Here is a 7,321-nt window from a genome sequence, read left to right as displayed (position 1 = left end):
AGGCCGAAGGCCCCGAAACCATTCACGATTCACGATTTACGATTTACGACCGACGACTCACGGCCCCTAGCCCATGTACGAAGAGCATTTCGGCCTCAACGACCGGCCGTTTCGCCGGACCCCCGACCCGGCGTACCTCTACCCGAGCGAGGTACACGCCGAGGCCCTGGAGCGGCTCGCCTACTGCGCCGAACAGGGGGACCTGGCGCTCCTCACCGGGGACGTGGGCACGGGGAAGACCCTGCTCACCCGGGCCCTGGCCGACCGGCTGGAGGCCGGGGCGTTCCGTTTGGGCTGGATCGTGCATCCGCGCCTCAGCCCGGCCCAGCTCCTCGCGGCCGTGGCCGGGGAGCTCGGGGTGGAGCGCCCGCCCCGGAGCCGCCGGGCCTGCCTCGAGGCCATCTACGCCCGGCTCGAGGCCCTGTGGGACGAGGGGGTGCGGCCCGTGGTCATCGTGGACGAGGCCCAGCTCCTTCCCGGCCGGGAGGCCCTGGAGGAGATCCGGCTCCTGACGAACTTCCAGACCGACACGGAGAACCTCCTGGGGCTCGTGCTCGTGGGCCAGCCCGAGCTGGAGGCCCGGCTCCGGCGAAAGCCCTACCGGGCCGTGGCCCAGCGCATCGGGCTCCACTGCCGGCTGGAGCCCCTGGGCCCGGAGGAGACCGGCCGGTACCTGGCCCACCGGCTCCGGGTGGCCGGCCGGGAGGAGCCCCTGTTCGGCCCCGACGCGGTGGAGGCCGTGCACCGGTGGAGCGGCGGGCTGCCGCGCCGGATCAACGCCGTAGCCGAGGCGGCGCTCCTCGAGGCCTTCGGCCGGGGGGCCGACCGGATCACGGCCGAGCACGTGGAGGAGGGGGCGGCGAGCCTCCTGTTCCGCTGAGGCCGGCCGGGAAGCGGGGTTTCACCACGGAGGACACGGAGGCACGGAGAACAGGGAGAAGGGGAAGTGAACCGTCCCGACCCCTGAGGCGTCGGGGTGACAGGCGGGGAACTCCCCCGATACCATTCCCGATTCACGATTTACGATTTCACGGCCTTTGCCCATCCCGCGCACGTCCAAAGGTACGCCATGGCGAAGATCGGCGAGATCCGAAAGAAGAAGGCCCCGGGCTCCACGGGGACGGAAAAGCCCGGGACGAGGGCCGGCAAGGGGGCGGGGCCGAAACCGCCCGAGGCGGGGGCCGAGCCGGGGCCTCCGGCGGAAGCGCCCGCGAAGCCCCAGGGCGGCGGCGGGGGGCCGTCCGAGCCTCCCCCGGCGGCGGAGCCCGCCCCGGGGGCGCGGTCCACCGGGGGCGAGCCCTTCGAGGCCCTGGTGTTCCGGGTGGGGGAGAACCGCTACGCCTTGCGGCTCGCCGACGTGGACCGGGTCGAGATGGCCGAGCACGTCACCCGGGTGCCCCGCACCCCGCCCTACGTGCTCGGGGTGGCCACGGTGCGGGGGGAACCCGTGCCGGCCGTGGACTTCCGGCGGCTGTTCGGGCTCCCGCCCCGGGAGTGGGATCTCGCCACCCGGCTCCTGGTGCTTCGGGTGGGCGGCCGGCGGGTGGGGCTCGTGGTGGACGAGGCCCGGCGGGTGGTGCGGCTCCGGCCCGAGGAGGTCGTGCCCCCGCCCGACATGATCCACGGCCTCGCGGGGGACTATCTGGTGGGCATCGTGCGCCGGGGGGAGGAGGCCCTCCTCCTCCTGGACCTGACCGAACTTCTGGCCCTGGCCGACCGGGGCGGTAGGCCCGCGGCCCCGGCCGAGGAAGGAGGAACCCATGGCTGAACGAACCCCCAAGGGGAAAAACGCCCCGGCGAAGGCGTCCCAGGCCGACCAGCTCCTCTCGGCGGCCAACGAGCTGGCGGCCGCGTTCCAGGAGGCCATGGCCCAGGCCGAGGCCGTGACCACCGGGGTGGACGAGAGCGGGGCCGCCGCGGAGGAGTTCGCCCGCACCACGAAGCGCCTGGCCGACGCGGCCGAGTCCCTGGCGTCCTCGGCGGCCGAGATCCAGGCCTCCATGACCGAGATGCGCGAGTCCCTGGCCACGGTGGCGAGCGACACCAACGAGCTCGCCTCCAACGTGGAGGAGACCGGGTCGGCCGTGGAGGAGATGGCCCGGGGCATCGAGAGCCTCGCGGCCGAGGGCCGGGAGCTCAAGGCCGCCGCGGCCCGGTTCGGCGAGGCCGCCCGGGTGGTCCGGGCCATGGCGGCCGACATGGCCCGGGCCGCCGAGACCAACGCCTCGAGCGTGAACGAGACCGGGGCCGCCATCGAGGAGGTGGCCCGGGCCGCCAAGTCGGTGGCGGCCGACGCCGAGCGGATGCGGGCCTCGGCCCGGGACACCGGAGAGGCCGTGGCCCAGTTCGCCGAGGGGGTGCGGGCCCTCGCCCGGGACGCGGACGACGTGGGTGCCGGGGTGGAGCAGACCTCGGCCGCCATGGAGGAGATGACCCGCTCCCTGGAATCCACCGACGAGATGTCGGAGGAGATGACCCGGCAGGTGGCCGAGGCGGGGTCAGCGGCCAACGAGATGGCGGCCTCGGCCGAGGAGGTGGCCCGCACGGTGGAGGCCATGGCCCGGTCGGTGGACACGGCCGCCGACCGGGTGGCCGGCGCCTCCCGGTTCGTGGAGCAGACGGCCCAGGCGGCCGCCGAGGTGGGGAGCCTCATGGAGCAGGCGGCCTCGGCCGCCGAGGAACTCGAGCGCTCGGTCCAGCGCACCGACGAGGTCCTGGACGCGGCCGGCCGCGAGGCCGACGCCGCCGTGGCCGAGGCCCGCCGGGGCGGGGAGCGCGTGGCCGGGGCCCTGGACGCCCTGGGGGCCGTGGAGGCGGCCATGGGCCGGTCGGCCGAGGTGGTGCGCCAGGTGGAGCGCCAGGGCGACGAGATGGGCGAGATCGTGGGCACGATCTCGCTCCTGGCCGAGCGCACGAACCTCCTTTCTCTGAACGCCAGCATCGAGGCGGCCCGGGCCGGGGAGCACGGCCGGGGGTTCGCCGTGGTGGCCGAGGAGATCCGGAACCTGGCCGACCGTTCGGCCCAGGCCACGGCCGAGATCCGGGGCATCATCAAGGCCCTCCAGCAGAGCGTGCGCGACGCCGTGGCCGTGATGGACGAGGCCGCCCGCACGGCCCGCGAGGGGGCGTCGGGCGCCGGGGAGGCCCGGGCGAGCCTGGGCCGGATCGTGGAGGGGGTGGAGTCCCTGGCCCGGCGGGTCGGGATGGTGCGCCAGGGGGCCGGGGAGCAGCTCCGGGCCACCCGGGACCTCATCGGACAGGTCCGGGCCGTGCGGGCCAAGGGCGAGGAACTCGTAAAGGGGGCCCGGGCCCAGACCCAGACGGTGGCCGAGGCGGCCGCCGAGATGGAGGGGCTGCGCCGCATGGCCGGCGAGGTGAAGAGCGCCGCGGCCGACCAGAGCCGGGCGGCCCAGTCCATCGTGGTCGCGGCCCGCACCACGGGCGAGGCCGCGGCCCGGGTGCGAAAGGCCGTGGCCGAGCAGACGGCCGCGGCCCGGCAGGTGACCGAGGCGGCGGCCAACATGCGCCGGGCCGTGGCCTCCACCGTCCAGAGCCTGAAGACCCAGTCGGCCGTGGCCGAGAAGGTGAAGGGAGCCTCGGCCGAAACCTCGGCCCTGGTGGAGAAGGTGGCCCAGGCCGTCCGGGAACTCACGGCCGCGGCCGACCAGATCGCCGAGGCCGTGGGCGACATGCAGCGCCAGGCCCGCACCGTGGAGCGGGTGGGCCGCGACGCGGCCGAGACCGGCGAGCGGGTCGGGGCCGAGGCCGAGGCCCTCACGGCCCTGGCGGCTCGGGTGGGGGCGGGGCTGGAGGCCCAGGCCACCGCGGCCGACCAGGTGGCCAAGGCCGTGGCCGAGATGCGCCGGCTCGCGGCCCAGACCGCCCGGGCCACGGCCGAGCAGGTGAAGACCGTGGAGGCCGTGGCCGGCGAGGCCGACCGGCTGGCCGACACGGCCGAGATGCAGGCCCGGGCCGTGGAGGACCAGACCCGCACGGCCGAGGAGCTGGCCACGGCCGTGCGGGGCCTGCGCCAGGGCATCCAGGAGCTGGGGCGCCTGTTCCGGGACCAGGCCGAGACCGTGGCCCGGCTGGAGGAGGCCGTGCGTCCCCCGGAGACGGGGGGGGAATGAAACCGAGGAGGGCGTCGTGAGCCGGGAACCGGGCGGGATCGAGGCGCGGCTCGAGGACCTTTCGAGCCCCGACTGGCGGGTGCGCAAGGCCGCGGCCGAGGCCCTGCTCCGGGAGAACCGCCCCGAGGTGTGGGCCGAGCTGCTCCTGCGCCTCCGGCGCGCCGGGGACGACCCCCACCTCCCGGCCGCGGCCGTGCAGGTGCTCTCGGCCGCGGGGTACGGGCCCGACGAGGCCCTGGAGGGCCTGGCCGGGGACCCGGCGCCGGAGGTGCGGATCTACGCGGCCCAGCTCCTGGGGCACGTGCCCACCGAGGAGGCCTTCGGCATCCTGACCCGGCTCGCCCGCGACCCCGACCCCAACGTGCGGTTCGCCGCCCTGGAGGCCCTGGGCCTCCAGGGCCGGCCCGAGTCCCTGTGGCCCCTGGTGCGGGGGGTGCACAGCGGCGACCCCTTCGAGATGATCCCGGCCCTGGGGGGCCTCAAGAGCCTGGGGAACCCCCTGGCCGAGGAGCCGGTGCTCGAGTGCCTCGCCCGGCCCGAGGTGCGCCTGGCTGCGGTGGAAACCCTGGCGGCCGTGGGCCGGGCCCGGTCGGTGGAGCCCCTGGTGGGGCTCCTGGAGGAGGCCGACCCGGGGCTGGCCGCCCGGGTGGCCGAGACCCTGGCCGCCCTGGAGGGGCGGCTGGGGCCCGGGCTTCGCCGCCGCATCGCCGCGGCCTTCGAGGCCCGGCCCGGGGCGGCCCGGCGGTTTGCGGCCGTGGCCCCCGGGGCGGCCCGGCGGGCCCCCGAGGCCGTGTGCCGGGTGCTGGCGTGGCTCCCAGGGATCGAGGGCGGCCGCGTGCTGGCCGGGTTCCTCTCCGACCCGGCGCTCCGGGACCCGGCCGTGGGGGCCCTGCAGACCGGGGGGGGCGACCCGGCCGGGCTCCTGGTGGAGCGCCTGGCCGACCCCGACCCCGACACCGTGGCCGCGTGCCTCCGGGCCCTGCGGGTGCTGGGCCGGGCCGAGCACGCCGGGGCCGTGGTCCCGTGCCTCAACCACCCCGACCGGACCGTGCGGCTCCTGGCGGCCGAGACCCTGGCCGGCCTCGGGAACCCCGGGGTCGTGACCGACCTCGTGGAGCGCCTGGGCGAGCCCGAGCCCGAGGTGCGCCTGGCCCTGGTGGCTGCCGTGAACTCCCTGGGGGGGGACCGGGCCCTGGAACTCGTGCCCGAACTCCTGGACAGCCCCGACCCGGCCCGGCGGGAGGCGGCCGTGCGGATCCTGGGGTACTTCGGGTTCGCCGAGACCGCCGGCCGGGTGGCGGCGTGCCTCGACGACCCCGAACCCCGGGTGCGGCTCGCCGCCATCGAGGCCCTCCCGTACCTGGAACTCCCCGGAGTGCTGGAGCGTCTGAGGGCGGTGCTCCGCACCGACCGGGCCGCCGAGCGCCGGGCGGCCGTCCGGGCCCTGCGGGACGTGGCCGACCCGGGGGCCGAGGCGGTGCTCCTGGAACTCGCGGCCGACCCCGATCCCTGGGTGCGGCTCGACGTCCTGCGGAGCCTGCGGCACCGTCGGTCGGAGGCCCTGCGGGAGGTGGCCCGGGAGCTGGCGAACGACCCCCTCCCGCCCGTGCGGATCGAGGCCTACGGGGCGCTCGCCGGGGCGACCCACTCGGCCCAGACGGCCGCCCTGGTGGCGGGCATGAACGACCCGGAGCCCGAGGCCGCGGCCGCGGCCGCCCGGGCCATGGGCCGCACCCGCACGGCCGCGAGCCTCGAGGCCCTGCTGCGGGGCCTCGACCGGCCCGAGGCCCCGGTGCGGGCCGCCGCGGCCGCGAGCCTGGCCGGGTGGGCCGAGGCCGTGCCGGCCCTGGCGGAGCGCCTGCGGTTCGCCGAGGACCTGCGGCGCTCGGCCCTAGAGGCCCTGGGGGCCACGGGGTCGGTGGCGGCCGCCGCGGTCCTGGCCGAGCGGGCGGCCGTGCCGAGCGACCGCGCCGAGGCGAAGGCGGCCCTGGCCGAGCTGGCCCGGAACCACCCGGACGCCGTGGCCGCGCTCCTGGCCGAGCCCGACGCGACCCGGCGGCGGGCGGCGGCCGAGGCCCTGGCCGAGGCCCGCACCCGGGCGGCCGCCGAGCGCCTGGTGGACGCCCTGGCCGACCCCGACCCGGCCGTGGCGGCCGCCGCCGTGACCGGGCTGGCCCGGTCCGGCATCGAGGGGGTGCGCGACCGGATCGCGGCCCTGCGGGACCGGGCGGTGGATCCGCTCCTGCGGGCCGCGTGCATCCAGGCCCTGGGGGAGGCCGCATGACCCTGGCGCCGGCCGGCCCGTTTCGGCTCGACGACCGGGTGTTCGGGCTCCTGACGGGCCTGGTGGAGGACTACGCGGGCATCCGGTTCGACGCGCCCCGCAAGGAGTTCGTGGCCGAACGCCTGGGCCGCCGGGTGGCCGCCCTGGGGCTGCCGGGGTTCCTGGACTACTACTACCACCTCAAATACGACCCCGACGGCCGCGAGGAGCTCCAGCGGGCCGTGGAGGAACTCACGGTCAACGAGACGTACTTCTTCCGGGAGGCCGGGCCCCTGGAGGCGCTGCTCGACCACTGGCTCCCCCGGAGGGTGGGGACGGCGCGGGTCTGGTCGGCCGCCTGCTCCACCGGCGCCGAGCCCTACACCCTGGCCATCCTGGCCGAGGAGCGGGGCGTGGCCGACCGGCTGGAGATCTGGGCCTCCGACATCGACCGGGGGGCCCTGGCCGCGGCCGAGCGGGCCGTGTACACCGACGGGGCCCTGCGGACGACCCCGGCCGAGCGGCGGGACCGGTGGTTCGAGCGGACGGGGGAGGGATGGCGGCTCAAGGACCCGCCCCGGGGCCGGGTCTGGTTCTTCTGGGCCAACGCCCTCGATCCGGGGGAGGCCGCGGCCGAGGGCCGCTGGGACGCGATCCTGTGCCGGAACCTGCTCATTTATTTCTCGGACGAGACGACCCGGAAGCTCGTGGCCACCCTCCACCGGGCCCTCAGGCCCGGGGGCGTGCTGCTCCTGGGGCTCACGGAGAGCCTGCCCCGGTTCGACACCCCGTTCCGGGTGGAGGAAGTCGGGGGCTGGTTCTTTTACGTGAGGGACGGCTAGGCGGCTAGGCGGCGGGGCCGCCCGAAGCGTAGGTCATAAGTTCCATTCACGATTCACGATTCACGATTCACGATTCACGACCCCCC

At 76.6% G+C, this 7,321-nt stretch carries 5 protein-coding genes; all 5 read left to right on the top strand.

The genetic code is table 11. From position 1 onward, the window contains the following. Window positions 1–73 precede the first annotated feature (73 nt). Window positions 74–880, top strand: a complete 807-nt coding sequence (locus ACYQ8L_RS13570; protein ID WP_459942345.1) for an ExeA family protein — start codon at window positions 74–76, stop codon at window positions 878–880. A gap of 189 nt (window positions 881–1,069) precedes the next feature. Next, window positions 1,070–1,768: a chemotaxis protein CheW gene (locus ACYQ8L_RS13565; protein WP_459942344.1), complete on the top strand. Its 699-nt coding sequence runs from the start codon at window positions 1,070–1,072 to the stop codon at window positions 1,766–1,768. Then, window positions 1,761–4,130: a methyl-accepting chemotaxis protein gene (locus tag ACYQ8L_RS13560; protein WP_459942343.1), complete on the top strand. Its 2,370-nt coding sequence runs from the start codon at window positions 1,761–1,763 to the stop codon at window positions 4,128–4,130. The genes ACYQ8L_RS13565 and ACYQ8L_RS13560 overlap by 8 nt, the downstream gene beginning before the upstream one ends. Before the next feature lie 16 nt (window positions 4,131–4,146). Next, complete coding sequence (locus ACYQ8L_RS13555; RefSeq protein WP_459942342.1) at window positions 4,147–6,414, top strand: HEAT repeat domain-containing protein; 2,268 nt, start codon at window positions 4,147–4,149, stop codon at window positions 6,412–6,414. After that, the gene (locus ACYQ8L_RS13550) at window positions 6,411–7,235 is read left to right on the top strand and encodes a CheR family methyltransferase (protein ID WP_459942341.1); all 825 of its coding nucleotides are present in this window, start codon (window positions 6,411–6,413) and stop codon (window positions 7,233–7,235) included. The genes ACYQ8L_RS13555 and ACYQ8L_RS13550 overlap by 4 nt, the downstream gene beginning before the upstream one ends. The last annotated feature ends 86 nt before the right edge of the window (window positions 7,236–7,321 follow it).

It is taken from the genome of Deferrisoma palaeochoriense, assembly GCF_054656955.1.
The sequence above is the reverse complement of the archived record's forward strand: the minus strand, read 5'-3'. Positions and strand labels throughout refer to the sequence as shown.

Excerpts from the sequence above, each read along its gene's own strand:
- ACYQ8L_RS13570 (WP_459942345.1), top strand. The coding sequence starts at position 74 with ATGTACGAAGAGCATTTCGGCCTCAACGACCGGCCGTTTCGCCGGACC.
- ACYQ8L_RS13565 (WP_459942344.1), top strand. The coding sequence starts at position 1,070 with ATGGCGAAGATCGGCGAGATCCGAAAGAAGAAGGCCCCGGGCTCCACG.
- ACYQ8L_RS13560 (WP_459942343.1), top strand. The coding sequence starts at position 1,761 with ATGGCTGAACGAACCCCCAAGGGGAAAAACGCCCCGGCGAAGGCGTCC.
- ACYQ8L_RS13550 (WP_459942341.1), top strand. The coding sequence starts at position 6,411 with ATGACCCTGGCGCCGGCCGGCCCGTTTCGGCTCGACGACCGGGTGTTC.